This is a genomic window from Leifsonia sp. 22587 (assembly GCF_052044215.1).
GTDB lineage: Bacteria > Actinomycetota > Actinomycetes > Actinomycetales > Microbacteriaceae > Leifsonia > Leifsonia shinshuensis_C.
Genome location: NZ_JBQENB010000004.1, coordinates 292,035 through 314,669 on the forward strand (window position 1 = coordinate 292,035; position 22,635 = coordinate 314,669).

General features: G+C 71.3%; 19 protein-coding genes. 5 read left to right on the forward strand and 14 right to left on the reverse strand.

Annotation, left to right across the window (positions count from 1 at the left end):
* Window positions 1–11: 11 nt before the first annotated feature.
* The 7 genes from ACTJI1_RS17220 to ACTJI1_RS17250 are packed head-to-tail and all read right to left on the reverse strand — an operon-like array spanning window position 12 to window position 8,398.
* Window positions 12–1,073 (reverse strand): glycoside hydrolase family 130 protein, encoded by a 1,062-nt coding sequence (locus tag ACTJI1_RS17220; RefSeq protein WP_440743588.1) that lies wholly within the window; start codon window positions 1,071–1,073, stop codon window positions 12–14.
* Window positions 1,070–2,116 carry a hypothetical protein gene (locus ACTJI1_RS17225; RefSeq protein WP_440743589.1) on the reverse strand — a complete coding sequence of 349 codons (1,047 nt, stop codon included), beginning with the start codon at window positions 2,114–2,116 and terminating at the stop codon, window positions 1,070–1,072. The genes ACTJI1_RS17220 and ACTJI1_RS17225 overlap by 4 nt, the downstream gene beginning before the upstream one ends.
* Entirely contained in the window at window positions 2,113–3,036 is a 924-nt protein-coding gene (locus ACTJI1_RS17230; protein ID WP_440743804.1) for a carbohydrate ABC transporter permease, read from the reverse strand. Before ACTJI1_RS17230 ends, ACTJI1_RS17225 begins: the two co-directional genes overlap by 4 nt.
* Window positions 3,033–3,989 (reverse strand): carbohydrate ABC transporter permease, encoded by a 957-nt coding sequence (locus ACTJI1_RS17235; RefSeq protein WP_310128636.1) that lies wholly within the window; start codon window positions 3,987–3,989, stop codon window positions 3,033–3,035. Before ACTJI1_RS17235 ends, ACTJI1_RS17230 begins: the two co-directional genes overlap by 4 nt.
* 2 nt (window positions 3,990–3,991) lie before the next feature.
* Window positions 3,992–5,284 carry an ABC transporter substrate-binding protein gene (locus ACTJI1_RS17240; RefSeq protein ID WP_396427106.1) on the reverse strand — a complete coding sequence of 431 codons (1,293 nt, stop codon included), beginning with the start codon at window positions 5,282–5,284 and terminating at the stop codon, window positions 3,992–3,994.
* A gap of 40 nt (window positions 5,285–5,324) precedes the next feature.
* Window positions 5,325–6,344: a LacI family DNA-binding transcriptional regulator gene (locus tag ACTJI1_RS17245; RefSeq protein ID WP_440743590.1), complete on the reverse strand. Its 1,020-nt coding sequence runs from the start codon at window positions 6,342–6,344 to the stop codon at window positions 5,325–5,327.
* Window positions 6,341–8,398 (reverse strand): hypothetical protein, encoded by a 2,058-nt coding sequence (locus ACTJI1_RS17250; RefSeq protein ID WP_440743591.1) that lies wholly within the window; start codon window positions 8,396–8,398, stop codon window positions 6,341–6,343. Before ACTJI1_RS17250 ends, ACTJI1_RS17245 begins: the two co-directional genes overlap by 4 nt.
* Window positions 8,399–8,614: 216 nt before the next feature.
* On the opposite strand from ACTJI1_RS17250, the gene ACTJI1_RS17255 reads away from it, so the two are divergent.
* Window positions 8,615–9,736, forward strand: coding sequence for a baeRF8 domain-containing protein (locus ACTJI1_RS17255; RefSeq protein ID WP_440743592.1), 1,122 nt, complete (start codon window positions 8,615–8,617; stop codon window positions 9,734–9,736).
* Between the two features lie 59 nt (window positions 9,737–9,795).
* On the opposite strand, the gene ACTJI1_RS17260 is transcribed toward ACTJI1_RS17255, so the two are convergent.
* From ACTJI1_RS17260 to ACTJI1_RS17270, 3 genes are read right to left on the reverse strand one after another with little or no spacing between them, the layout of a single operon-like run.
* The gene (locus tag ACTJI1_RS17260; protein ID WP_440743593.1) at window positions 9,796–10,296 is read right to left on the reverse strand and encodes a DUF2017 domain-containing protein; all 501 of its coding nucleotides are present in this window, start codon (window positions 10,294–10,296) and stop codon (window positions 9,796–9,798) included.
* Window positions 10,293–10,598 carry an ATP-dependent Clp protease adapter ClpS gene (gene clpS / locus ACTJI1_RS17265; protein WP_396427052.1) on the reverse strand — a complete coding sequence of 102 codons (306 nt, stop codon included), beginning with the start codon at window positions 10,596–10,598 and terminating at the stop codon, window positions 10,293–10,295. The genes ACTJI1_RS17260 and clpS overlap by 4 nt, the downstream gene beginning before the upstream one ends.
* Window positions 10,595–12,370: a glycoside hydrolase family 15 protein gene (locus ACTJI1_RS17270; RefSeq protein ID WP_440743594.1), complete on the reverse strand. Its 1,776-nt coding sequence runs from the start codon at window positions 12,368–12,370 to the stop codon at window positions 10,595–10,597. The genes clpS and ACTJI1_RS17270 overlap by 4 nt, the downstream gene beginning before the upstream one ends.
* Window positions 12,371–12,399: 29 nt before the next feature.
* On the opposite strand from ACTJI1_RS17270, the gene ACTJI1_RS17275 reads away from it, so the two are divergent.
* Window positions 12,400–13,776 carry a glucose-6-phosphate dehydrogenase gene (locus ACTJI1_RS17275; protein WP_440743595.1) on the forward strand — a complete coding sequence of 459 codons (1,377 nt, stop codon included), beginning with the start codon at window positions 12,400–12,402 and terminating at the stop codon, window positions 13,774–13,776.
* Window positions 13,777–13,813: 37 nt separating this feature from the next.
* On the opposite strand, the gene ACTJI1_RS17280 is transcribed toward ACTJI1_RS17275, so the two are convergent.
* Together ACTJI1_RS17280 and ACTJI1_RS17285 are read right to left on the reverse strand one after the other, a co-directional pair.
* Window positions 13,814–14,299, reverse strand: a complete 486-nt coding sequence (locus ACTJI1_RS17280; protein WP_440743596.1) for a hypothetical protein — start codon at window positions 14,297–14,299, stop codon at window positions 13,814–13,816.
* A 129-nt stretch (window positions 14,300–14,428) separates the two neighbouring features.
* Complete coding sequence (locus ACTJI1_RS17285; RefSeq protein WP_440743597.1) at window positions 14,429–14,647, reverse strand: hypothetical protein; 219 nt, start codon at window positions 14,645–14,647, stop codon at window positions 14,429–14,431.
* A gap of 62 nt (window positions 14,648–14,709) precedes the next feature.
* Here ACTJI1_RS17285 and ACTJI1_RS17290 point away from each other — a divergent pair, with 62 nt between their 5' ends.
* The gene (locus tag ACTJI1_RS17290) at window positions 14,710–15,864 is read left to right on the forward strand and encodes an SLC13 family permease (protein WP_440743598.1); all 1,155 of its coding nucleotides are present in this window, start codon (window positions 14,710–14,712) and stop codon (window positions 15,862–15,864) included.
* A 16-nt stretch (window positions 15,865–15,880) separates the two neighbouring features.
* On the opposite strand, the gene ACTJI1_RS17295 is transcribed toward ACTJI1_RS17290, so the two are convergent.
* Both ACTJI1_RS17295 and ACTJI1_RS17300 read right to left on the reverse strand, forming a co-directional pair.
* Window positions 15,881–17,857, reverse strand: a complete 1,977-nt coding sequence (locus ACTJI1_RS17295; protein ID WP_440743599.1) for a YhgE/Pip family protein — start codon at window positions 17,855–17,857, stop codon at window positions 15,881–15,883.
* Window positions 17,857–20,784, reverse strand: a complete 2,928-nt coding sequence (locus ACTJI1_RS17300; RefSeq protein ID WP_440743600.1) for an MMPL family transporter — start codon at window positions 20,782–20,784, stop codon at window positions 17,857–17,859. Before ACTJI1_RS17300 ends, ACTJI1_RS17295 begins: the two co-directional genes overlap by 1 nt.
* Before the next feature lie 119 nt (window positions 20,785–20,903).
* Here ACTJI1_RS17300 and ACTJI1_RS17305 point away from each other — a divergent pair, with 119 nt between their 5' ends.
* Complete coding sequence (locus tag ACTJI1_RS17305) at window positions 20,904–21,590, forward strand: helix-turn-helix domain-containing protein (RefSeq protein ID WP_440743601.1); 687 nt, start codon at window positions 20,904–20,906, stop codon at window positions 21,588–21,590.
* 73 nt (window positions 21,591–21,663) lie between these two features.
* A complete protein-coding gene (locus ACTJI1_RS17310; protein ID WP_440743602.1) occupies window positions 21,664–22,578 on the forward strand; it encodes an SGNH/GDSL hydrolase family protein in 915 nt (304 codons plus the stop codon).
* The last annotated feature ends 57 nt before the right edge of the window (window positions 22,579–22,635 follow it).

Below are 22,635 nucleotides of genomic sequence, written 5' to 3' on the forward strand. Positions count from 1 at the left end.
GGAAGGGGTGCTCAGGCGGCTCCTTCCTCCCGTTCGAGCAGTGCGACGCCGATCTTGGAGTCCGCCATGCCGTAGAACACCCAGTCGCGGCCCTCGACCGTCTCGATGGCCGTCGGGAAGACGACGTTCGGCACGATGCCGCTCCGCTCATCCTCCGTCTCGGCTGACAGCAGCGGCTCGCGGGTCCGGTCCAGCACCTTCCACGGCTGGTCCGCGTCGAGGATCATGGCGCCCGCTGCGTAGTTGACGTTCTTCTGCTGGTCGACGCCCGGCTCCAGCCGGCCGGTGACGCCGTGGTGCAGCAGCAGCCAGCCCTCCGGGACGCGCCGCGGCGCGGGGCCGGCACCGATCTTGAGCTCCTCGAACGGGAACTCCGGCCCCGCCAGGAAGCGGTTCTGCCGCCAGCGCGCGAGCTCGCGCACATCGCTCTGCACGGCGTCGAGGGGGATGAACGCGATCCAGATGCTCGGACGGCTCTCACCCGACGGTGGATGCTCGCCCTCGCCGGGCCGGATGCCCCCGAGGTCCCACACCGGCCGGTGCAGCACGGCGAGCGACGGTGTGCCGTCCGGAGCGGACACCGGCTCGGGGAAGAACACGGTGTCCTTGTTGTGGAACAGGGCCAGGTCGATGCCCAGCGCGTCGTCGTACTCGAACGAGACCGGTCCGAGCCGGCGCCAGGCGCGCAGGTCGTCGGACACCGCGACGGCGGTGCGCGGCCCGAGCGGCCCGTACGCGACGTAGGTCATCACGTGCAGCCCGAGCGAGGGGATGAACGTGGTACGCGGGTCCTCCACGCCGGCGTTGCTGCGCCCGCGCTCGAACGGGCGGTCGGGCTCGAGCACGACGCCCTGCCGCTCGACGGCCACTGGGACGCCGTCCTCGACGACCACCCGGGCGATGCCGACGCGGGACACGTTGCCCTCGGCGACCAGGCGCGGCAGGAGGTACAGCTCGCCGTCGGGGCCGCGGCCGGACGCGGGGTTCAGCACGCCCTCCGCCTCGAGCGGGTCGCCGGCGGCGGGTGTCATGACGACCCCGGCGCGCGAGAGCCGATACGGAAACGGGGTCATGCGTCCACCTCCCGGTAGAAGTACAGTTCGCGGCTGTCACGGGGTGCGTCCCAGCCCTGGGCGAACGACCAGCGGCCGCCGATCTTCTGAAGGCCGCCCCAGGCGAGCGACCCGCCGCGGTTGACCGCGCGCTGCGTGAAGGGGTCGTCGAGCCGGTAGAGCGCCTGCGCCGCGGCGAAGTCGCCGTGCTCGTCCGCGTAGAAGAAGTCGAGCACCATCCGGTCGCCGTCCACCGCCGCACAGGCGACCTCGAAGAGCGAGCCGGAGAGCGGCGTCAGGTCGAGGTACGGCTGCTCGGCGAAGCTCCAGTCGAGACCGTCGGCGGAGTGGCCGACCATCGGGCGGCCGCCGCATCCCTCCGACAGGAACATCAGGTACTCGCCGCCGATGCGCACCGCGCGGCCATGCTCGTCGCGGGGGATCACCGCTCCCTTCGCCCAGTACTCGGAGACGTCGTACGGCACCACGAGCCCGCGCTTCTCCCAGTGCTCGAGATCCTGCGAGACCGCGGACATGATGTCGACCGCGACCGAGCCGTCGTCGCGCCGCCAGATGGCGTTGTAGAACAGCACGTAGCCGTCGTCGACGGCGTACACCTTCGGGTCCTCGCAGCCGAGCACCTCGTTCGAGAAGGTCGGGTAGATCAGCGGGTTGAGGGGCGAGTCGTGCCACACCCCGTCCCGGCGCACGGCGTGGCCGATCCGGCTGGCCGTCGACTCCTTCCGCGGGGATGCGCGATAGAAGAGGTGCAGCTCGTCGCCGCGCTCGATCACGGTGGGGTTGAAGATCGAGTCGCTCGTCCATCCCACCCCGGTCGGGTCGTCCCACTGGCCCTCCAGGCGAAAGGTCAGGGCGTCGTCCCGGCGGAACGGTCCGATGGCCCAGTCCGGGCGCTCCGGGTAGTCGGCGGAGAACTGGTCGGTCGAGATGCGGTCGGTGAGGGCGTTGGTGTGCGCCAGCGCCTCCCGGTAGCTGGCCAGCAGGGCGTCGTGCCCGGCCGGCGGGATGCGGACGGTGTCCATGGTCTCCTTCGTGGGGCTCATCCCTTGACGGACGAGCCGAGGTCGCTCGAGGTGAAGTAGCGCTGGAACACGATGAACAGCACGACCACCGGGCCGGCCAGCACGACCGCACCGGCCAGGATGGCGCCGTACGGGTTGGCGGTGGATCCGGCCACGGTCGAGATGTAGTTCGCCAGCGAGACGGCGAGCGGCTGCAGGCTCGCCTCCTTCGTGATCAGGAACGGCCAGAGGAACTCGTTCCACGGGCCGATGAAGGTCAGCAGCAGCGCGGTCACCAGCGCCGGGCGGACGAGCGGCAGGGCGATCCGCCAGAGCAGCGTGAACTCGCCCGCGCCATCCACCCGCGCCGCGTCGAACAGCTCGCGCGGCAGCTGGAGGAAGTACTGCCGGAAGATGAGCACCGCCGCCGAGTTGATGGCGAACGGCAGGATCATCCCCAGGTAGTTGTCCGCGAGCCCGTAGTTGCGCGCGATCAGCACGTAGAGCGGGATCATCAGCAGCTGGAACGGGATGGTCTGCACCAGCAGCGCCAGCGCGAACGTGACACCCCGCCCACGCCATTCCAGGATCGCGAGCGAGTACCCGGCCAGCACGCCGAAGACCACCGTGCCGAGCAGCACGCCGCCCGTGAAGATTCCCGAGTTCACCAGGCCGGAGACCAGGTTGATTCGGGAGTTGATGTCGGCGTAGTTCGAGAGCGTCAGGTTGCCCGGGTTCGGGAACGCACCGGCGACGCTGGTATCCGGCGAGGTCTGCAGCGACCCGACCAGCATGTAATAGAACGGGAACAGGAACGCGAACGCTCCGATGGTGAGCACGATCCCCTGGAGGATCGCCTGGCCGCGGCTGAGTCGCCGTGGAGCAGCGAAGTCGCGGCGACGCCTGCGGGGCTGGGGCACCGCGGCGGCGGATGCCGGGGGCGGAGTCGTCTGCGTCATCAGTCCCTTCCTCCTGCGAAACGGTTCTGGAGCCATCCGATGATCAGCACCCCGATGACCAGCACGACGCCGATCGCGGAGGCGTAGCCGGGGTGGCCCTGCTGGATGCCCTGCTGGTAGATGAGCAGGACGGGGCTGGCCGAGTGGCCGTCCGGGCCGCCGCCTCCGGTGAGGAGGTACGGCTCGGTGAACAGGTTGGCGCCGGTGATCGTCGCGAGCAGCAGCACCAGCACGGTCGCCGGACGCACGCCCGGGACCGTCACCGAGAAGAACTGCCGCACCTTGCCCGCGCCGTCCGTCGCCGCCGACTCGTACAGCTCGGTCGGGACGTTCTGCAGCGCCGCCAGGTAGAGCAGGATGTAGAACCCGAGGCCCTTCCAGGTGACGTAGATGGCGATCGTCGGCATGGCCAGCACCGGGCTCGACAGCCAGCTCGGGCTGGGCGCCAGCGGGCCGAGGATGTTGTTGACCAGGCCGTTCTGGCCGAACAGGAACAGCCACACCCCGATGATCGCGACGCTGGCCGTGACGTAAGGCACGTAGTAGCTGACCCGGAGGAACGTCCGGAACCGCACGATGCTGTTGAGCCCGGAGGCGAGCAGCAGCGCCAGCACGACGGTGAGCGGCACGTTGATGATCAGGAAGATCCCGACGTTGACGAACGACTGGAGCACCTGGGGATCGGTGAAGGCCTGGATGTAGTTGTCCAGCCCGACGAACGGCCGGTCGACCGTGGCGCCGGGGGCGGCGAAGAAATAGTCGAAGAACGAGATGTACACCGCGAAGCACAGTGGGAACGCGAAGATCAGCAGCACGAACACGATGTAGGGGGCGCTGAACAGCCAGCCGAGCGGGTTCCTCCCGAGCACGCGCTGCACCAGCGGCGCGCGATGCCGCCGGGGCGCGCCGGCGGCGGGCGTGGTGCCCGCCGCCGGGGGAGCGGATGTGGTGCTCATGGTTACTTCTGCGCCTGCAGCTTGTCGATCTTGTCGGCGGCCGCCTTGAACGCGTCCTCGACCGAACCGCTGCCGTTCACGACCGCCTTGGTGTAGGCGTCGCGCAGGGCCTGCATCTGGGCGATCGTGTTGGTGCCGGTCGGGTCATCGGCCGTGCGGGCGCTCTGCGCACCGAACTCCTTGTACGCCGGGTGGGAGTCGAAGTAGTCGGAGTACGTCGTCGCCACGTCCGTCCGGATCGGCATCTGGCCGGTCACGTCGAGCAGCTTGCCGTCCTGCTCCTTGCTCGTCGCGAACTTGATGACATCCCACGCCGTGCCCTGGTTCTTGCACGAGGTGTACATGCCGATGTTCTTCGCGTCCGGGAACGTGTAGGTCTCGTCGGCCGGCTTCCCGTCCTTGGTCGGGACGGGGACCGAGCCCCACTGCACCTTGTCGCCGTAGTAGGCGATCGCCCACGGTCCGACGATGGCCATCGCGGACTTGCCGTCCTGGAAGGCGTCGCCCTGGTACTGCTCCTTGCCGGCGAGCCCGTCGCTGTAGATCTGCTTCCAGAAGTTCGCGACATCCAGCGAGTCCTGGCTGGTGACCGTGGCCTTGCCGTCCTCGATGAACGTCTTGCCGCCGGTCTGGGCGGCGAGCAGCGGCAGGTAGTCGAAGTTCACCTGGAAGAACTCGCTCGTCGGCGCCGGGTAGATCGCGTACGGCGCGGCGCCGGACGACTTGATCTTCTGCGCGGCCGCCAGGAACTTGTCGTAGGTCGACAGGTCGGGGTTGTTCGGGTCGAGGCCGGCCTTCTGGAAGATGGCCTTGTTGTAGAAGATCATGACCGGGTTCTGCTTCCAGGGCATCTGGTAGTAGTCGCCGTCGGAGGACTTGTACTGCTTCGCGGCGTCGCCGCTGCGCGCCTCGATGTACTTCGCGCCGTCGGAGAACTTCGACAGGTCGACGAGGCCGCCCTGCTTCTGCCACTGACCGGTTGCGGCCGGGAGGTTGTTGAACACCAGGCACGGCGTGGTGCCCGCGGTGATCGCGGCGCCGATGACCTCCTCGGTGCTCTTGCCTGCCGGCACCTCCTGCGCCTTGATCTGCTCCTTGGGATGCGCGGAGTTCCAGGCCGAGACCATGGCCTTGCCCCACTGCACCTCCTGGGCGTTGTTGGAGTACCAGATGGTGATCGGCCCGTGCGCCTTCATGGCGTCGCTGGCACCGCCGCCGCTCGATCCGCAGGCGGCGAGCGTGCCGGCGATCAGCCCGGCGGTGACGAGGGATGCGGCGAGTCTGCCTCTTCGCAGTGTGTTCTTTCGCATGGTGTGCCTTTCGATGGGGTGGGGTTCAGCGGGCGGGCGGCGCCGTGGAGGCGCGCACCACGAGCCGGGCGGGCGGCAGGGCGACATCGGCGGCCTCGCCGTCCTCCACCAGCCGCAGCAGCGCGGTGGCGGCGGCGAGGCCGAAGCCTGCCGGGTCGTTGTCGAGGGTGGTGAGGGAGGGATAGACGAACGACCCGATGTGGGATCCGTCCAGCCCGGTGACCGAGAGCTCGCCGGGGAGGTCGAGCCCGCGTTCGTGTGCGACGCCCATCCCGGCGATCGCCATCGGGTCGTTGCCGTAGACGATCGCGGTCGGGCGGTCCTCGCCGTCGAGGAGGGCCGCTGTGGCGGACGCTCCCTGCTCCGGCGAGAAGTCGGTGGGGACGACGAGCGGTTCGAGTCCGGCCGCGCGGGCGGCCTCCTCGAACCGCTCGCGCCGGCGGAGGCCGTGCAGCATCCGCTCGTCTCCGGAGACGTGCGCGATGCGGCGGTGGCCGAGGCCGACCAGGTGGGCGACGAGCTCGTCGATGCCGCTGTCGTAGTCACGGCTGATGACCGGGAACGGGCTGCCGCCGGGAGGGGCGCCGAGCGAGACGGCGAACGAGCCGAGGCGCTCGATGAGGGGGATGCGCGCATCCTCGGCGAGCAGGTCGGTGAGGAGGAAGCCGTCGACGCGCTTGTCCGCGGCGAGGCGGGCGTAGGCGCGCTCCTCGGCGGCCGCATCGGGGACCACGGTCAGCACGAGGACGTTGCCGCGCTCCGAGAGCACGGTCTCGACGCCCGCGATGAACGCCGCGAAGAACGGGTCGACCTCGATCGTCCGCGGTTCGCGACGCAGCACCAGCCCCAGGGCGTAGGCGCGGCGGGTGGTGAGCCCGCGGGCGCCGGGGTTCGGCGTCCAGCCGAGCTCCTTCGCGGTCTGCAGGATGCGCTCCCGCGTCTCGCTCTTGACCCCCGGCCGGTCGTTGAGGGTGAGCGACACCAGCGACTTGCTCACGCCGGCGGCGCGGGCGACGTCGTTGATCGTGACGGCGGACGGGCTCATCGCGGGGTCACCGTGGTGAAGCCGCCCGGAGGCACGACGACGAAGCCGTGCGCGCCGACGGTCTGGGCGCGCCCGACCTGGTGGCCCGTCGCGTCGAAGGCGGTCGCGGTCACGGGGCCGGTCGCGGCGATCTTCTGCGGGACCGGGAGCTTCGTCGCGTTCACGTAGACGTCGAGGGAGGTGGTGCCCGCGAGACCCAGGTGGGAGACGACGGGCTGCACGAGCAGCGCGTCCAGGCGTGCCGTTCCGCTCACCTTCGCGGTCACCGAGGTCGCCTGCGCGGGCACGGGGACGGGCAGTGTCTGCGGCAGCAGGAACACCGGGCTGGGGGCGATGCCCTGCTCGCCGGGGCGCACGTTGTCGGTGCGGCCGAGCGGGAGGGTGAACCTCCCTACCGCGGCCGACCAGCTCGTCGTGCCGGATCCCCCGGGGCCGAGGTCGGCGATCGGGAGGATGCGCGCCACCGGGTGACCGGCGGGGAGCGCGATGGTGACCGTCGAGCCGCTGCCGGCCTGCAGGTACGCGCCGCCCGACCAGTTGGCCGAGCCGGTCCAGGCGGAGGGCGGGGTCACCGTGGTGACCGGACCGGTCGTCGTCCCGCTCTCGGCTTCGACGACCGTGAGGCCGTTCGTCGCGGTGGTGTGCGTGAGGGAAGTGGCGACGCGGGCGATGGCGGGATGCGCGTCCAGCGCGAGCATGCTGAGCTCGGTGTGGATCACGGACTCCGCGCCGCAGTTGCGGTTCACGGTGCCGTCGGCGGCGATGCCGTCGACGCACACACCGGTGGCCGGGTCGTAGGCGGGGACACCCGCGCGGTTCGCACCGAAGTACCAGGCGCCCTGTGCGCCCGCGAGGGCGGCGAGGCCGGTGGCGCCCGTCGCGTCCGAGGCGGCGATCAGTCCCTCGAGCCGGGAGTCGACGCCGTACGCGATCTGGGTGCGGTCGGCCGGGGTCGGCGTCCAGCCGTTGTCCGGACCGCCGGTGGCCAGCAGCTGCGCGGTGAACTGCGCGAGGTCGGTGGAGGCGGCGCGCTGCAGGGCGCTGTCGCCGAGCGTCTGCGCCGCGGCCGTGAGGGCCGCGGGCTCCATCCCGGCCCAGGCGTGCCAGAAGGTGGGGGAGTTGGCCTCGGGCAGCAGAGCGCCGAACGGCCACTGGCCGATCCCGCCGCTCTGCAGGCGCGAGATGCCCTCGGCGTAGCGGGCCAGGGCGGTGCGTGCGGCCGCGTCGCCGGGCTGCGCGGCCACGAAGGCGCTCAGGCCGAGCACGGCCTCCGCGGTCGCGCCGGCGCTGCCGACGATGAGCCAGCCGGGCACGGTCACGCCGTTCGCCACCTGGGTCGTCGGGTACTGCGCGAGCGACTGGCGCTGCAGTGCGCCGAGCGCGAGCTGCATCCGGTCGGCGAGGAACGACGCGAAGGCCGGGTCTGCGGAGCGGAAGCCGGCGTAGCCCTCGCCGAGCGCCCACACGGTGCGCGCCAGCCAGAACGACTCGGCGGAGTCGGACGGGTCGGGCAGCTCCTTCGGGATGGCGGACGGGTTCAGCGTCCCGTCGTGCTGCTGCCAGAGCACTACGTTGCCGGCGTTCGGTCCGTCGGCCGTCTGCAGGTAGGTGAGCGAGCGCAGCAGCTGGTACGCGGTCGTCCGGCTGGTGGCGGTGCCGTTCTGCTTCCAGTCGCGGAGATACACGACGGCGGCCCGGGAGATGTCGTCGGCGTCGTAGGCGCCCTGCGCATACCAGCCGCGGGCCGGGTCGGTGATCGGTCCGCCGCCGACCCGCTGGAAGGAGCCGTCGGGCTGGCGGTCGGCGTAGACCCAGGGGGCGCGCGTGGTGGGCTCGTCGGCCGCCCGGTACGTCGTGTGTCCGGGGACGCCCGCGAGCAGGGGCACGTCATCGAGCAGGAAGTCGAGGTGCGCCAGATTGGTCAGCTTCGCCGGAGCGTCCGCGGCCGCCATCCCGGCGGCGTGCGTGGATGGACTCGCCGCCTGGGCGGGAAGAGCGGTGGCGGTGGCGGCGAGCGTCGCCCCGATAAACAGGGCGAGTGCCGCCCTGGGCATGGTCAGTAGTCGGTTGCGCATCGTTGCGACCCCTCGAATCGTGGGGCGCCGGCGGTCGAAACATCCGATCGACGACGTCATCTAAACCGGTTTAAAAGACGGTAGGCGCTCTGTGCCCGGAAGTCAATACGAGTCTTGTGAAGGCACCCGGGGTGCGGCCAGACTTGCCCCACCGCGACCGACCGCGCCGCACCGCTGGGGCAAGGAGGACCACACGTGGAGTACAAGGACATTCCCACCAAGGCCGACGTCGAACGGATCGCCGCACTCCGGCAGCCCGGGTGCGTGAGCATCTACCTGCCGACGGGGACGACGCCCGCCGAGGCGGACCGGGCGAGGATCGAGCTCAAGAACCACCTCGCGAGCGCCGCGCGAGCCCTCGAGGAGCTGAAGGTGGACCGGGCCCGCATCCGGGCCGTGCATACCGAAGGCGAGCGCATCCTCGACGACCGGGACTTCTGGCGCTACCAATCGCGATCGTTGGCCGTCTTCCTCGACGGCGACCTGGCCCAGACCTTCCGGCTCCCCAACCGGCTGGGCACCTCCTGCGAGATCGCGGACCGCTTCTACGTCAAGCCGCTGCTGCGCGCGCTGACCTTCCCGCAGTCGGCGCTCATCCTGGCGCTCGCGGGCAACTCGGTTCGCCTCCTGCACATCACCCCCGACCGGCCGGCCGAGCGGATCGACGTGCCCGGTATGCCGCACGACGTCGCCTCGGCCGTCGGGCTGGCCTCGGTGAGCGGCCGCTCGCCGGACGGACGCATCCAGGGCTCCGAAGGCCAGAAGGTGCGGATGCTGGAGTACGTGCAGGCGATCGACCGGGCGCTCCGGCCGCTCCTCGCCAACTCGTCGGAGCCGCTCATCCTCGCCGCCGCCGAGCCGCTGGCGGGCATCTTCCGCGGCGCGGTCGAGTACCCGCGGCTGGTCGCCGAGACGATCTCCGGCAACCCGGAGGACAAGACGGACGAAGAGCTTGCCGCCGCCGCCCGGGGCGTGCTCGACCGGCTGTACGCGAGCAAGGTGGGGGCGCTGCGGGAGGCGTATGAGGCACGGATCGCGGCGGGCACCGCCCTGGTCGACCTGAGCGACATCGCCCGCGCCGCCACGTTCGGCGCCGTCGAGTCCCTGGTCTTCGACATCGACCGGCGCGTTCCAGGCTGGGTCGACGACGAGACGGGCGTGATCACCTTCGCCGACGAGGACGTCCCAGGCGATTACGGCGTGGTGGACGAGATCCTGCGCCGCGCGCTCGGGTCGAAGGCGACCGTGTACGCGCTGCGGGCGGAGGATGTGCCGGGCGGGGGAGCGGCGGCCGCGGCGGTGCGCTACCCGGTCTGAGCGGTCGGCGCCGACCGTCAGCGCCCGACCGTCCGCGCCCCACGTTCGGCGCCCGGCGGTCAGCGCCGCGGCCGCACCGCCAGCACCAGGAACTCCTGCACGGCGGCCAGCCAGTCGTAGACCGCGCGCTGCATGGCCGACTCGTCGTCGTGCACGTCGCCCTCGTCGCCGTCCTCGTGGATGCCGAGTCGCGCCGCGAGGACGAGCCTCAGATCGGTGATGGTGCGGAGCCACGCGGTCGCCTGCTCCGCGTCCAGCACGACGAGCACCGAGCCGGCGGCAGGCTCGCCCAGGCTGTCGATGAGCGTCCTCGCGCCCGCCTCCTTGCGCTCGGCCAGGCCCGCGGCGGTGAACCGGCGGAACTCCGCCGACGCCTCCGGGTCGTCCGGGTACGCGTCGGGCAGCAGGCGCCGGAGCGCCGGATCCGCGGAGCCGTCGTCCGCGGCCGACGCGCGCGCCAGCTCGACGGCCTCCTCGGCGAGCGAGCGCAGCAGCTGCGCCTCGTCCGCCCGGAACCGCGCCGACACGCGCCCGTCCTTCCGCCGGTGGAACGGGATCACTCGTCCGCCTTCCGCAGCGTCGCCCAGAGGCCGTAGTCGTGCATCGCCTCGACGTGCCGTTCCATCTCCTCGCGCGTGCCCGTCGCGACGACCGCCCGGCCCTCGTTGTGCACGAGCATCATCAGCCGCTCCGCCTCCCGTCGCGGGAAGCCGAAGTAGGTCTGGAAGACGTAGGTGACGTAGCTCATCAGGTTGACGGGGTCGTTCCAGACGATCGTGATCCACGGCGAGCCCAGCTGGAGCAGTTCGTCGGTTCCGGTCTGCTCGAGCGTGCCCGCATCGGCGGCGGGGGCGGGGCTCACAGCGGGACGCCCCCGATCGCGTCCGCCGCGCGGACCAGGGCGAGATGGGTGAGCGCCTGAGGGGTGTTCCCGGCGTGGGAGCGGCCCTCGACGTCGTATTCCTCGGAGAGCATACCGACGTCGTTCGCCAGGCCGACCAGCCGATCCATGAGCCGGACCGCGTCCTCGTGGCGCCCCGAGTGGGCGTACTGCTCGACCAGCCAGAACGAGCAGGCGAGGAACGGATGCTCGCCCGGCGGCAGCCCGTCCACCCCGCTCTCGGTGCGGTAGCGGAGCAGCAGCCCGTCCCGCAGCAGGTCCTCTTCGAGCGCGCGGACGGTGCCCAGCATCCGCGGGTCGTCCGCTGCGACATAGCCGACCTGCGCCAGCTGGAGCAGCGACGCATCCACCTCTGTCGAGCCGTAGTGCTGCACGTAGGTCCCGCGGTGCGGGTCCCAGCCGTTCGCCTCGATGTCGGCGCGGATCGCGTCGCGCTCGCGCTTCCACCGCTCCACCGGGCCCTCGAGGCCGTAGTCCTCGACCGCGCGGACGGCGCAGTCGAAGGCGGCCCACACCAGCGCGCGCGAATGCGTGAACTGCTTCGGCTCGTCGCGGATCTCCCAGATGCCGTGGTCGGGGTCCCGCCAATGCTGCTCCAGGTATCCCATCAGCGCCCGCTGGAGCGCCCACGAGAAGCGCGTCTCCGGGTTGCCGGCGCGACGCCCGCGGTCGAGGCCGAGCATGACCTCGCCGATCACGTCGGCCTGGAACTGGGTCGACGCACCGTTGCCGACACGCACCGGATGCGCCCCCTGGTATCCGGGGAGGCTGTCGATGATGCGCTCGTCGAGATCGCGCTCGCCCGCCAGGCCGTACATGATCTGCACGTCGCCGGGGTCGCCCGCGATGGCGCGCAGCAGCCAGTCGCGCCAGTGGTCGACGTAGTCGTTGTAGCCGTGGGCGAGCAGCACGCCGATGGTGAGCGACGCATCCCGCAGCCACACGTAGCGGTAGTCCCAGTTGCGCTGCCCCCCGAACGACTCCGGCAGCGAGGTGGTCGCGGCGGCGACGATGCCCCCGGTCTCCAGGTGGGAGAGCGCACGGAGCAGCAGCAGCGAGCGCACGACCTCGTCGCGGTACGGCCCCTCGTGCGCATAGCCGCTCGCCCACTCGGCCCACCACTCGCGGGTGTGCTGGAGGGCGCCCTCCACGTCGAGCGCCGGGGGAGAGTCGCGGTGCGACGGGAACCAGGTGAGCACGAGGTCGATCGTCTCGCCGGCGCGCACGGAGAAGGAGCCCTGGTGGGAATGGTTCGCCGGGCGCAGCTCCGTGCCGCGGACGACGATCGCGTCGGGCCCGGCGACCGCGATCAGCGCGTGCGGGTGCTCCTTCTTCTCCTGACGCACCCAGGGGATCGCCGTGGCGTAGCCGAAGCGTATGCGGAGGTCCTGCTGCATCGGGACGGTGCCGCTGACCCCGCGCACCCGCCGGATGATGTCCGCGCGGTGGTCGTTCATCGGCATGAGGTCGGTGACCTCGACCTCCCCGCTCGGGGTGGTCCACCGCGTGACGAGGATCATCGTGTCCTTCTCGTACCGGCGGGTGCTGGTCGCGGACGCGTCCGTCGGGGCCACCAGCCAGCGTCCGTGGTCCTCGGTGCCGAGCAGCGCCCCGAACATGGAGCGCGAGTCGTAACGCGGAAGGCACAGCCAGTCGATGCTTCCGTCCTTCCCGACGAGGGCCCCGGTGAAGCAGTCACTGATCAGGGCGTAATCCTCGATGGGGAGCGACATATTCCCAGTATGGCCGTACTGTGATGGGCATGACGCAGTCCGTGGACACTCTTGTGATTCTCGGAGCATCCGGCGACCTCACGTCACGGCTCCTGCTCCCCGCCATCGGACAACTGCTCACCGATCAGCCGGATCGCGCGTTCGCTCTGGTGGGCTCCAGCAGCGCCGACCTCGACGACGACGCGTGGAAGAAGATCGTCCGCACCTCGTTCGCGACCGTCGAGGCGAAGGGCGACGCGGTCGAGCGCCTGCTCGACGGGACGCGGTACGTGAAGGCCGACGCGACGAGCGCCGACGACCTGAAGCAGCTGCTCGGGAGCGTGGACGGCGTGCCCGCCCTCTACTTCGCCCTCCCGCCCGCGGTCACCGCGAAGGCGTGCCAGGCCCTCGGCACGTTCGAGCTGCCGAAGGGCCTCACCCTCGCGCTCGAGAAGCCCTTCGGCACCGACCGGGAGAGCGCGATCGCGCTGAACGCGCAGCTCGCCAAGCTCGTGCCCGAGGACCAGATCCACCGCGTCGACCACTTCCTCGGCCGTTCCAGCGTGCTCAACATCCTCGGCGTGCGCTTCGCCAACGGCATCCTCGAACCCATCTGGGACGGCCTCCACATCGAGCGCGTCGACGTGATCTACGACGAGACGCTGGCCCTGGAGGGACGCGCCGGCTACTACGACGGCGCCGGGGCGCTGATCGACATGATCCAGAGCCACCTCCTGCAGGTGATGGCGGTGCTCGCCATGGAGCCGCCGTCCACGCTCGGAGCGCCGGACCTCCGCGACGCCAAGCAGCTGGTGCTGCGCGCGACGAAGGTATGGGGCGACGACCCCGTCGCCTCCAGCCGCCGCGCCCGCTACGGTGCGGGGGAGATCGAGGGACGGACGCTGCCCGCCTACGCGGACGAGAAGGGCGTCGACCCGTCGCGCGAGACCGAGACGCTCGCCGAGGTCACCCTGCAGATCGACACCTGGCGGTGGAAGGGCGTCCCGTTCACGCTCCGCTCCGGGAAGGCGCTCGGCGGCCGGCGACGCGAGATGGTGATCACGTTCGCGCCCGCACGGCAGATGCCGGTCGGGCTGAAGGGCACCATGGAGCCGGCCAAGCTGCGGCTGATGTTCGCACCGGACTCGATGGAGCTGGAACTCAACATCAACGGCACCGACGACCCGTACGAGCTGGAGCGCACGACGCTCACCGCCGACTTCGGCCCCGGAGCGCTGCTGGCCTACGGCGAAGTCCTGGAGGGCATCCTCGACGGAGACCCGTCGCTGTCGGTTCGGGCCGACACGGCGGTGGAGTGCTGGCGGATCGTGGAGCCGGTGCTCGACGCGTGGCGCCGGGGCCGCGTGCCGCTGGAGGAGTACCCGGCGGGATCGGACGGGCCGAAGGACTGGGCGCCGCTGGGCTGAACGGTGAGGGGCTGAGCGCCGCTGGGCTGAGCGGTGGTCAGGCCGCCGAGCGGTGCGAGACGAGCGGGAACTCGCCGGTCACAGGCTTGCGCAGGTCCGTCCACTGGGTGATCGGAGCGGGCTCCCAGCCGAACGCGGCGGGCTCGGCCTCGACCGGCGCCTCGGCGACGGCGAGGGTGGGCTCTGCGATCACGGCGTCCGCATCCACTGCCACGGAGGCGGCGACGGGCTCCACGACGGCGGCGCTCTCGGTCGCCGGCTGGTCGGTCACCGTGGCCGCCAGGTGCTGCGGCTCGGAGAGCGACTCGCCGGCCTCGAGGCGACGGCGTGCCTCAGCGATGGCGGCGGCGATGCCGACCGAGACGGACTGGGCGAGGATCGAGTGGAAGATGGTGTCGGTGTCGTCCTGGGCGCGGCGGACGACCGTCCACTCGCCCTTCTCGCCGATCAGCTCGGCCACCTTCGTGTGCACGAGCTCGAGGATCTGGGCATCCGTCAGCTGAGGGACCGGCGCCGCCGGCACCGCTGCAGCGTGCCGCCTACGACCAAACATCGCGCACCCCTTCCAGGTTCACCTTCGAATACAAGTGTCCTGGACACGCGCGCTGTGGGACCGCGCAACACGCCGGTGAATTTGCCGGAAATCAGCGGGTCAACGCCCTTTTCGGGATCCGAGGGGGTGGGATTCGCGCTCGGACGCCTCCTTGGACTCCTGAAGCACCGCGCCGACGGCCAGCGCGAGCGAGATCCCGGCGTTGATCCACATCAGCGGGATGCGCCAGTCGCGCGGCCCGCTCTTGGACGACTGGATGGTGGTCCACAGGCCGAGCGCCGCACTGATCACGGCCCCGTTGAAGAGGTACTTGCGCATGCCGTTCCTTTCGGTGTCGCCCCGTAGCGTACGCTTCCACAGTCGGGACCGGGAGGAGGAGGATGCGCACCGCGATCGTGGGCGCCGTGCTCCTCGTGCTCGGCGGCATCGCCGTGGCGACGGGCCTGCTGCCCGTCCCGGAGGCCGTCGAACTGTGGGACCGCGTGTGGCCCATCCTGCTCTTCGTCATCGCCATCACTGTCGTGACGGAACTGGCCGCCGAGGCGGGCGTCTTCACGATCCTCGCGCAGCAGACCGCCCGGTGGGGGCGCGGACGCGCCTGGGTGCTGTGGCTGCTGGTGGTGCTGGTCGCCGCCCTGAGCACCATCTTCCTGTCGCTGGACACGACGGCCGTGCTGCTCACGCCGGTCGTCATCGTGATGGCGCGGCACGCCGGGATCAACCCGCTGCCGTTCGCCCTGACCACTGTGTGGATGGCGAACGCCGGGTCGCTCCTGCTGCCCGTGTCGAACCTGACGAACCTGCTGGCCCAGCACGCGATGGGGGATCCGACCCCGGCCGCGTTCGCCGCGCTGATGCTGGCCCCGGCCCTGGTCGCGATGATCCTGCCGATGGTCGTGGTGTTCGTGATCGCCCGCAAGTTCCTGCTCGTGCGCTACGAGACCGGAGAGGAGGACGGCATCGAGGACCCCATCCTGTTCTGGGTGTCGGCCGCGGTCGTCGTCGCGCTCATCCCGCTGCTCGTCTCCGGCCTGCCGGTCTGGCTGCCGACCAGCATCGCGGCCCTGGTGCTCATCGCGCTGTTCCTCGTGCGACGCCGGTCGGTCGTGCGGTTCGGGCTGCTGCCGTGGCAGCTGGTGCTGCTCGCCTCCGGGCTGTTCCTGTTCATCGAGGCGCTGCACGCGGCCGGCCTCGGGACGATCATGGCGGTCATCTCGGGCACGGGCGAGTCGCCGCTGGCCCTGCTGCGGCTGTCGCTCACCAGCCTCGTCGGCGCCAACGCGATCGACAACCTGCCCGCGTATCTCGCGCTGGAGCCGGTCGCCACGAGCCAGGCGCGGCTGGCCGCGCTCCTGATCGGCGTGAACGCCGGTCCGCTGATCACGCCGTGGGCGTCGCTCGCGACGCTGCTCTGGCACCAGCGGCTGACGTCGTTCGACGTGGAGATCCGCTGGAGCCGCTACATGCTCCTCGGCCTGATCGTTGCGCCGGTGACGGTCGTGCTCGCGACGCTCGCCCTCTCCGCCACGCTCTAGCGGGCGGGGACGGCGGCTACTCGGCGGGGAGCAGCTGAGCGGCGTTGACGACGCGGCGACGGGCCACCGCGATCAGCGCGAGGGCGAAGCCGAACGCCGCCCACAGCAGCAGTCCGCCTAGGCCGCGCCACGCATCCGCCGAGCCGTCGATCGCCCCCTGGAGCGCGGTGATGGCGGGGGAGGTCGGCAGCCACGGCAGCGCCGCGTCGAAGAACGTCGGAGCGGTCGACACGATGCCGGAGGCGAGCGTCACCACCACGACCAGCATCGACAGGAACCGCCCGACGCCGCCGAGCAGCGCCACGAGGCCGTGGTTGACGGCGGCGAACGCGATCCCGGCCGCCGCCGCCAGGGCGGCGAAGCCGAACCAGTGGCCCACGTCCAGGCCGAGGGCGGGAGCCATGACCGCGGACACGAGCACGCCCTGCGCCACTCCGAGCACCGCCGCCGGGACGAACCCGTCGAGCGCGATGAGCCCGGCGGCGCGCGCGGTCAGCAGCGCACGGCGCGACAGCGCCTGAAGCACGAGGAACGTCGCCAGAGCGCCGAGCCACAGGGCGACGGAGGCGAACAGCGGGATGCTGGAGGTGCCGAACGCGGTCGTGCCGGACGCCTTCTGCGTGACCGGCTGCGCGGCGACGTCCGCCAGGCTCTTCCGCTCGCTGGTGTCGTAACTCGGGAGCTGCTTCACCGCCGAGTGCAGGCCCGTGGCGAGCGAGGAGGCGCCCGACGCGGACTGGTCGGCGCCGGAGGCGAGCGCCGGGATGCCGTCGCTCAACTGCTGCACGCCGGTCGCGAACTGCTGCGCACCGTCCGCCGACTGGGAGGCGCCGGAGGCGAGCTGCTCCGCCCCGGACGCCGACTGGGCGGTGCCGGAGGCGAGCTGCTGCGCCCCGGACGCCGACTGGGCGATGCCGTTCGTGAGCGCCGGCATCCCCGCTGCGAGCTGCTGCGTGCCGCCCGCGACCGTCGAGGCCAGGCCGGTGAGGCTCGGGTTGCCGCCCTGCGGGGTGGTCATGCCGGCACGTGTCTGCGCGATGCCCTCGCAGGTCGGGTCGAGCGCGCCGTGCGCTGCGACGCAGCCGTTGTACAGCTCACCGAGCCCGTCCGCGGTCTTCTGCACGCCGGCGGAGACGCCCGCAGCGCCGGCGGCGAGCTGCTGCGTCTGTGCCGGCAGGCCGGAGGTGCTCTGCTGCAGGGTCGTCAGGCCGCCGGCCAGCGACCCGGCGCCGCCCGACAGCTGCTGGAGGCCATCCGCCAGGCCCGAAGTGCCGTCGGACAGCTGCGAGATGCCGCTCGCCAGCGACGATGCGCCGGTCGACAGCTGAGCGGCGCCGTCGGCGAGCCGGTGGGTGCCGCTCGCCAGCTGCACCAGGCCGCCGGAGAGCTGGTCGGCTCCGGTCGCGGCCTTGCCGAGCTGCTCGCCGAGGGTGTTGAAGCCGACGTAGACGTTGGCGATGTACGTGGAGGTGAGCTGCTTGTTCAGCACGGAGGTCGCCGTGGTCGTGACCGCCTGGCTGATCGCCGGGTCCACCAGCTTCGACTCCGGACTGGTGCGCACGTCGATGGTCGCCTGCGTGGCGTCGGCGGCCGCCCCGGCGGTCGAGGTCGCCGCCTTGGAGAAGTTCTCCGGGATGGTCACCACCGAGACGTACTCGCCGCTCGCGAGACCCTTGGCCGCATCCTTCTTGTCGCTGAGCACCCAGGTGAAGTTGTCGTTCGCGCTGTCGAGGAGCCCGGCGGACAGCTGACGTCCGAGCGGTACCGTCTGTCCGTTGACCTTCACCGGCTGGTCGAGGTTCACCACCGCCGCCTTGACGTCGTGGAGGCGCTCGGTCGGATTCCACAGCGCCCAGACGAGGAGGCCGCCGATGACGATCGGCACGAGCAGGATGCCGACGATCGTCAGCCAGGTGACGCGCTTGTCGGAGCGCATCCGCTCCAGCGAGAACAGGGAGCGCGGACGGCGGAGTGGGGACGTTGGCGTGGTCATCAGGCGTTGGTCTTCTCGAGGTGGGCGCCGTGCTCGGCGCGGTCGGTGTCGGTGAGGTCGGTGGCGGCGTCCGGACGCGTGCGGCGGCCGCGGGGCTCGCCGTCGAGGTCGACGGCGGTGGGCTCCACCGCCTCCGGGAGCAGGTCGTCGAGGCCGGACGGATCGACGCAGCTCACCACCAGGGCGAACGGGCGCTCCTCGACCCGCGCCCGGCTGAGGGCGGCGGTCAGCTCGGCGCGGATGCGCCGGCGCTCGACCGGGTCGGTGACGCCGTCGACGCCGTCGAGGGCGAGCAGCTGCGGGCGGCTGGCGAGGGCGCGGCGGAGGTCGTCCACCGGGGTCTCGGCCGTGTCCAGCCGGACCATGGAGGTGCGCGAGCGGACGGCCGAGCCGCGCGTGGGGAGCACGAAGCCGGCGACCTTCACGGTCCCGCCGTCGATGCGCGTGCGGCCCGTGATGGCCATCAGCAGCGCGAGCGCCGCGGTGCGGTCGCCGCCGTGCACGACCAGCACCTCGCCGTCGCCGAGCCGGAACGACACGTCGCCGACCAGCCTTCGCGAGCGCGCGCTGACGCCCAGTCCCTCCGCCGCCGCGATGTCGCGGGCGCCGGCCTCCGGCCAGTCGGCCAGCTCCAGCTCCTTCTGCAGGCCGTCGCCCTCCACGTCGAACGACGGCAGGATGCGGTCCAGCCAGCGCGGCATCCACCACGCCTTCTCGCCGAGCAGCTGGAGCACCGCGGGGACGAGCGTCATGCGGACGATGAAGGCGTCGACGAACACGCCGACGGCCAGCCCCAGCGCGATCGGCTTGATCGACGCGTCGCCTTCCGGCACGAACGCCGCGAAGACGGAGATCATGATGATCGCCGCGGCCGTGACGACCTTCGCCGAGCCCACGAATCCGCTCTGGATGGCGCGGCGCGCGTTGCCGCCGTGCACGTAGTCCTCGCGGATGCGGCTGACCAGGAAGACCTCGTAGTCCATGGCGAGGCCGAACAGCACGCCCATCAGGATGATCGGCATGAACGAGATGATCGGGCCCGTCTTGTCGACGTGCATGACATCCGACAGCCAGCCCCACTCGAACACGGCCGTGACCGCGCCGAACGCCGCGCCGACCGACAGCAGGTAGCCGAGGGCCGCCTTGATGGGCACCGCGATCGACCGGAACACCATGGTGAGCAGGATGAGCGAGAGCCCGACCACGAGCACGCCGAAGGGGAGGAGCGCCCCGGCCAGCCGCGACGACACGTCGATCTGCGCGGCCGTGTTGCCGGTCACCTTCAGGTCGACGCCGTACTCGTCGAGGAAGTGCTGGTGCTTGGAGCGGATCTCGGCGACCAGGTCGGCCGTCTTCTGGTCGTTCGGGCCGGTGGTCGGCACCACCTGGACGATCCCGGTGTCGGCGGTCGCGTTCGGGGTGGCGAGCGGCACGGAGGCGACGCCGGGGAGCTCCGCGATCTCGTCGCCGATCTTGGTCATCAGACCGACCGGATCCGTGCTCTGGATGATGGAGCCGGTGACGATGAGCGGACCGTTGTAACCGGGGCCGAAGTGCTCGGAGACCAGGTCGTAGGCGATGCGTGCGGGCTTGCCCTCCGGCTGCGACCCGGCGTCCGGCAGCGCCAGCCGCAGCTGGAGCGCGGGCAGCGCGGCGACGCCGAGCGCGATGACGACGGCCACGACGGTGACGATCGGGATGCGCGTGACCACGCGGACCCACCCGCGGAAGAACCCGGGCGGGATCTCGGCGGTCGCGGCGTGGGTGAAGGACGGAGCGGCGGACGTCGGTTCGGCGGCGCCGGAGTCGGCCACAGCGCCGGCGACAGCGCCGGCGTCGTCGGCGTCGTCCCGTCCCGCGGAGGCTGCCGCCGCCCGCTTCGCCTCCCGAGCGGCCTTCCGCCGCCCCGGGGTGAGCCGCGCCCCGGCGAAGCCGAGCAGCGCGGGCGTGAGCGTCAGGGCGACCAGCACGGCGACGAAGACCGCGACCGACGCGGCGATGCCCATCGTCGTCAGGAACGGGATGCCCGCGACGGCGAGCCCGGCGAGCGCGATGATCACGGTGATGCCCGCGAACAGCACCGCGGAGCCGGCCGTCGCGACGGCCCGGGCGGTCGACTCCTCCGGGGGGACCCCGGATTTCAGCTGGCCCTGATGCCTCGAGATGATGAAGAGCGAATAGTCGATGCCGACCGCGAGGCCGAGCATGAGGGCGAGCATCGGCGTCGTGGACGAGATCGACCCGAACAGCGTCGCGATGAAGATCAGGCACATCGAGATCGCGACGCCCAGCAGCGCGGTGAGCAGCGGCATCCCGGCGGCGAGGAACGATCCGAAGGTCACGATGAGCACGACGAGCGCGATCCCGACGCCGATGAGCTCGACCGCGGAGAGCGTCGGCAGGTTCTGCGAGAAGAGCTGACCGCCGACCGCGGACTTCGAACCGTCCGGCAGCTGCTTCGCCAGGTCGGCACCCGCATCCTTGATCGCCGTCTTGGTGTCGTCGGTGACCGTGGTCATCTGGCCCTTCAGCTGGACCGTGATGATCGCCGCCGAGCGGTCGTCCGAGATGAGGTTCTTGACCTGGGCGGAGTAGGGCGAGCTCACGCCCGAGACGCCCGGGATGTCCTTGACCGCATCCACCGTGTCCTCGATGGGCTGCTTGATGTCGCTGTCGTCGACCGTCGTGCCGTCGGGCGCCACCACGACGATCTGCGCCGACGTGCCGCTGACCTGCGGGAAGGTGCGGCTGAGCGTGTCGAGCGCCTCCTGGGACTCGGTACCCGGGATGCTGAAGCTGTTGTCCGTGCCCTGGTTGAACAGCAGGGCGCCGCCGCCGAGGAGGGCGAGGAGGCCGATCCAGACGATCACGACCAGAGCGCGGGCGCGGTAGGCCCACCGGCCGACCGAGTACAGGAGCGATGACACGGGTTCTCCAGTGGGTGAGTACCGAAAGCGACGACAGGGATTCGATACATCCTTGTATCCGTACAGAACCGTATCGGATACACTGCTGTATCGAAAGTTGGATTCAGGAAGGTTTCAGCTTGGAAAGCACGACTCTCAGTGAGGCGGTCCCGGCCGACGGACGCGAGGACGCGCCCGCCGAATCCGCGCGTCGGCGGCGCACCCGGGCCCGGCTGCTCGACGCCGCGTTCGAGGTCTTCGCCGACCAGGGCGTGCGCGCCGCCAGCGTCGAGACGATCGCGGAGGCCGCCGGCTTCACCCGGGGTGCGTTCTACTCGAACTTCTCCAGCAAGGAGGAGCTGTTCTTCGCCCTCATGGAGCGCGAGAAGACGATGCGCCTGGAGCAGCTGAACTCCGGCGTCGCGCAGTTCCTCACCCCTCTCGTGGGCGAGCACGGCGCCGACCTCGGCGACCAGGACGTCATCCAGACCATCACGCGCATCCTGGAGCTGCAGTCCGACGACCGCCGATGGTGGCTCGTGCAGGCCGAGTTCCAGCTGATGGCGCTGCGCGACCACTCGATCGCCGCCGACTACCTGCGCTACCACGACGAGTTCTTCTCGGACCTGACGGAGATCGTCGTGGAGGCGCTCAGCAGCGCCCGGCGCCGGTTCACCATCGACCCGGAGGAAGCGGTGCGCGTGATCGCGGAGCTGTGCGCCAACGGGGAGGCGCGCGCCGTGCTCGCCGACGACCAGCGGACGTTCACGGAGCGGCTGTCCGCCTCCGTCCCCGCCATCCTGCTGGCGCTCACCGAGCGCATCTGACGTCGCGCCGGCCGGCCCGGCACGCCCATCACATCTGAGCGTTCCCCAAGGGTCGCGGGCTAGAGTCTGGGGGATGCGACCCGAAGCATCCCGAGACCGCCGCGCGCTGCGCGCCTCCCGCCTGCTCCGTGCCGTCGCCGTCGCGGCCGCCGCCTCCGTCGCCCTCGTGCTGAGCGGCTGCTCGGGGGCACCAAGCGGCGCCGAGACCCCGGACGCCGCGTCGCGCGCCCAGACGGCCGCTCCCACCCCGACCGCCACGCCCGACCCCTTCCCGAAGGAGCCGCTGACGCCGGCGACGCGGTACGTCGCGCTGGGTGACTCCTACGCGGCCGGGTTCGGCGGAGGAGCCGAGCAGGGGAAGTGCCGTCTCAGCGCGAACGGCTACCCGTCCGTCTTCGCGCGCAAGGCGGGCATCGACCTCGTCGTCAACGCCGCGTGCGCGGGCGCGACCACCTCCGACCTGCTCAAGCACCAGCTGATCGCGCTCGACGACCGCACCGACCTGGTCACGGTCAGCATCGGCGGGAACGACCTGGGCGTGGCCGAGATCGCGGGGGACTGCGCCGCCGGCAAGGCCGCCGCCTGCCGCAACGAGGTGACGGCCGCGCTCTCGCTGCTGAACGTCCTGCCCGACCGGCTGCAGACGGTCTACAGCGCCATCGCGCAGGCGGCGCCGAACGCGCGCGTCGTGGTGACCGGGTACACGCTGCTCTACGACGTCTCGGCTCCGGGTGCGCCCGACTTCCAGACCTCCGCGGCGATCAACGCGGCCACGCTGGGGCTGAACGAGGTCATCCGGCAGGCCGTCGACGACCAGCGCGCGGCGGGCAAGCCGCTCACCTTCCTCCCGGTCGACTTCGCCGGTCACGAGGTCGGCGATGCGAAGCCCTGGCTCAACACGACCGGCGCCGATGTCTTCCATCCGACCGCCGCCGGCTACGCCGAGTACGCGAACCGGCTGGTCCAGCTGCTCGGGAGGGCGCAGTGACGCCGGCCTGACCTGTGCGGCCCGGGGCCCGGCGGAGGGACGCTGGTACCCTGGCTG

Coding starts and splice junctions, on each gene's coding strand:
- ACTJI1_RS17245 (WP_440743590.1), bottom strand. CDS start 6,344: ATGAGCCCGTCCGCCGTCACGATCAACGACGTCGCCCGCGCCGCCGGC.
- ACTJI1_RS17290 (WP_440743598.1), top strand. CDS start 14,710: ATGCGCACCGCGATCGTGGGCGCCGTGCTCCTCGTGCTCGGCGGCATC.
- ACTJI1_RS17295 (WP_440743599.1), bottom strand. CDS start 17,857: ATGACCACGCCAACGTCCCCACTCCGCCGTCCGCGCTCCCTGTTCTCG.
- ACTJI1_RS17235 (WP_310128636.1), bottom strand. CDS start 3,989: ATGAGCACCACATCCGCTCCCCCGGCGGCGGGCACCACGCCCGCCGCC.
- ACTJI1_RS17225 (WP_440743589.1), bottom strand. CDS start 2,116: ATGAGCCCCACGAAGGAGACCATGGACACCGTCCGCATCCCGCCGGCC.
- ACTJI1_RS17250 (WP_440743591.1), bottom strand. CDS start 8,398: ATGCCCAGGGCGGCACTCGCCCTGTTTATCGGGGCGACGCTCGCCGCC.
- ACTJI1_RS17285 (WP_440743597.1), bottom strand. CDS start 14,647: ATGCGCAAGTACCTCTTCAACGGGGCCGTGATCAGTGCGGCGCTCGGC.
- ACTJI1_RS17275 (WP_440743595.1), top strand. CDS start 12,400: ATGACGCAGTCCGTGGACACTCTTGTGATTCTCGGAGCATCCGGCGAC.
- ACTJI1_RS17220 (WP_440743588.1), bottom strand. CDS start 1,073: ATGACCCCGTTTCCGTATCGGCTCTCGCGCGCCGGGGTCGTCATGACA.
- ACTJI1_RS17270 (WP_440743594.1), bottom strand. CDS start 12,370: ATGTCGCTCCCCATCGAGGATTACGCCCTGATCAGTGACTGCTTCACC.
- ACTJI1_RS17310 (WP_440743602.1), top strand. CDS start 21,664: ATGCGACCCGAAGCATCCCGAGACCGCCGCGCGCTGCGCGCCTCCCGC.